The sequence below is a fragment of the Shewanella benthica KT99 genome, assembly GCF_000172075.1.
GTDB lineage: Bacteria > Pseudomonadota > Gammaproteobacteria > Enterobacterales > Shewanellaceae > Shewanella > Shewanella benthica_A.
Window position 1 is genome coordinate 1 of sequence record NZ_ABIC01000088.1, and the last position, 3,312, is coordinate 3,312.

The window sequence follows — 3,312 nt, forward strand, 5'->3', positions numbered from 1 at the left end:
GAGCTGGGGAGTACGGCCGCAGGTTAAAACTCAAATGAATTGACGGGGGCCCGCACAAGCGGTGGAGCATGTGGTTTAATTCGATGCAACGCGAAGAACCTTACCTACTCTTGACATCCACAGAATTTGCTAGAGATAGCTTAGTGCCTTCGGGAACTGTGAGACAGGTGCTGCATGGCTGTCGTCAGCTCGTGTTGTGAAATGTTGGGTTAAGTCCCGCAACGAGCGCAACCCTTATCCTTATTTGCCAGCACGTAATGGTGGGAACTTTAGGGAGACTGCCGGTGATAAACCGGAGGAAGGTGGGGACGACGTCAAGTCATCATGGCCCTTACGAGTAGGGCTACACACGTGCTACAATGGTCGGTACAGAGGGTTGCAACGCCGCGAGGTCAAGCTAATCCCACAAAGCCGGTCGTAGTCCGGATCGGAGTCTGCAACTCGACTCCGTGAAGTCGGAATCGCTAGTAATCGTGAATCAGAATGTCACGGTGAATACGTTCCCGGGCCTTGTACACACCGCCCGTCACACCATGGGAGTGGGCTGCACCAGAAGTAGATAGCTTAACCCTTCGGGGAGGGCGTTTACCACGGTGTGGTTCATGACTGGGGTGAAGTCGTAACAAGGTAGCCCTAGGGGAACCTGGGGCTGGATCACCTCCTTACCTATACGACTAACTCAATACTTGGTTTGGTAAGAAATTGCATCCGTGCATTTCTTACACACAGCACATCCGTGTGCTTGAGTGTTCACACAGATTACTTGATAGAAGAAAGAGCAAAAATATACGTGTCTGTTTAGACGACGTACTCTTGTTTAAAGCAATAGCGATAAATAAGGTTGCAAGTATAAATGGGTCTGTAGCTCAGCTGGTTAGAGCGCACCCCTGATAAGGGTGAGGTCGGTGGTTCAAGTCCACTCTGACCCACCAAATCTTTATCTACTCCACGTTAAATTAATACTCGTTTAGTACACTAAACGTCGCATTAATTTGCCTAGATTAGATTGCGATTTGGCTTACCAAAATAATTTGGTTATACGTATATTTGTTTTACTGCATGTAAATGGGGCTATAGCTCAGCTGGGAGAGCGCCTGCCTTGCACGCAGGAGGTCTGCGGTTCGATCCCGCATAGCTCCACCATTTACTTGTTGGTTTTGCTTGATTGTTTAGAACACAGTTTAAAACTAGGTTCGATCACTGTCATGTAGCTCCACCATTTGCTTACATTTTTGCTGAAATTGTAGGTCATGCATTGGATAGAGATGCCAAAGATAAATGCAGAATTTATCTTTGGCTTTTTTAAGCCCGTTCTTTAAAAATTTGGAAAGCTGATAGTGTTAATGTGAAAGGGACTATTGTGAAAGATATTTCGTAAGAGATAGCGATTGCAGTGGTTAATAGCATTAGCGCGAAAAATAAATAATTGAGTTCTCAAACACTTAAATCAAGTGCCGACTCTTTCTTAAAGCTTCTTGTAATGAGAGATATTTAACGATTGGGTCAAGAGTATTCTTTTGGCGAAAGTAAACACCATTAGTTGCGATACGATTCGTTTTCTACTATTTGTAGAGAATATTGAGTCTGTTAGCGCAGTCGATGTGTTGTTAGGCAAGGCGCGAAAGCGAACGAGGAGGGCGTGTAGTTTACTACATAACCGACAAGTGAGTTTGAGTAACGCGGCATAACAGTATAGTGGCAAGCGGATAAAGACCCATGTGGGTTGTATGGTTAAGTGACTAAGCGTATACGGTGGATGCCTTGGCAGTCAGAGGCGATGAAGGACGTAGTAACTTGCGAAAAGCGTTGGCGAGCTAGTAACAAGCATTTGAGCTAACGATGTCCGAATGGGGAAACCCACTCACATAAGTGAGTATCACATACTGAATACATAGGTATGTGAGGCAAACCCGGGGAACTGAAACATCTAAGTACCCGGAGGAACAGAAATCAACCGAGATTCCCCTAGTAGCGGCGAGCGAACGGGGATTAGCCCTTAAGTCTATAGGGTGTTAGTGGAATGAGTTGGAAAGCTCAGCGGCACAGGGTGATAGCCCCGTACATGAAAACTAACTATAGATGAAAACGAGTAGGACGGGACACGTGACATCTTGTCTGAACATGGGGGGACCATCCTCCAAGGCTAAATACTCCTGACTGACCGATAGTGAACCAGTACCGTGAGGGAAAGGCGAAAAGAACCCCTGTGAGGGGAGTGAAATAGAACCTGAAACCGTATACGTACAAGCAGTGGGAGCGGTTCCATTCTTCGGAATAAGAGACCGTGACTGCGTACCTTTTGTATAATGGGTCAGCGACTTACATTTTGTAGCGAGGTTAAGCGAATAGCGGAGCCGTAGGGAAACCGAGTGTTAACTGCGCGTTTAGTTGCAAGGTGTAGACCCGAAACCCGGTGATCTATCCATGGGCAGGTTGAAGGTTGAGTAACATCAACTGGAGGACCGAACCGACTTATGTTGAAAAATGAGCGGATGACTTGTGGATGGGGGTGAAAGGCCAATCAAACCGGGAGATATCTGGTTCTCCTCGAAAGCTATTTAGGTAGCGCCTCGAGCGAATACCATTGGGGGTAGAGCACTGTTAAGGCTAGGGGGTCATCCCGACTTACCAACCCTTTGCAAACTCCGAATACCAATGAGTACTACTCGGGAGACACACGGCGGGTGCTAACGTCCGTCGTGGAAAGGGAAACAACCCAGACCATCAGCTAAGGTCCCAAAGTTATTGCTAAGTGGGAAACGATGTGGGAAGGCTTAGACAGCTAGGATGTTGGCTTAGAAGCAGCCATCATTTAAAGAAAGCGTAATAGCTCACTAGTCGAGTCGGCCTGCGCGGAAGATTTAACGGGGCTAAGCAATACACCGAAGCTATGGGTTTGCTAGTTTACTAGCAAGCGGTAGAGGAGCGTTCTGTAAGCCGTTGAAGGCGAAGGGGTAACCCACGCTGGAGGTATCAGAAGTGCGAATGCTGACATGAGTAACGATAAAGGGAGTGAAAAACTCCCTCGCCGAAAGACCAAGGTTTCCTGTCCAATGTTAATCAGGGCAGGGTAAGTCGACCCCTAAGGTGAGGCCGAAAGGCGTAATCGATGGGAAACAGGTTAATATTCCTGTACTTCTGCTAACTGCGATGGAGAGACGGAGAAGGCTAGGCTAGCGCGGCGTTGGTTGTCCGCGTTTAAGGTTGTAGGTTGTATTCTTAGGCAAATCCGGGATACGCATTAAATTGCAAGACTGAGGACTGATGACGAGACCTAAGGGTTGAAGTAGTTGATGCCATGCTTCCAGGAAA

The 3,312-nt window shown here is 47.3% G+C and carries 2 tRNA genes and 2 rRNA genes; all 4 read left to right on the forward strand.

The features are described 5' to 3' along the window. Nucleotides 1–665, forward strand: a 16S ribosomal RNA gene (locus KT99_RS22370); the annotation flags it as partial. A 190-nt stretch (nt 666–855) separates the two neighbouring features. Continuing rightward, nucleotides 856–932, forward strand: a tRNA-Ile gene (locus KT99_RS19490). Between the two features lie 135 nt (nt 933–1,067). Continuing rightward, a tRNA-Ala gene (locus KT99_RS19495) sits at nt 1,068–1,143 on the forward strand. A gap of 586 nt (nt 1,144–1,729) precedes the next feature. After that, nucleotides 1,730–3,312, forward strand: a 23S ribosomal RNA gene (locus tag KT99_RS19500); the annotation flags it as partial.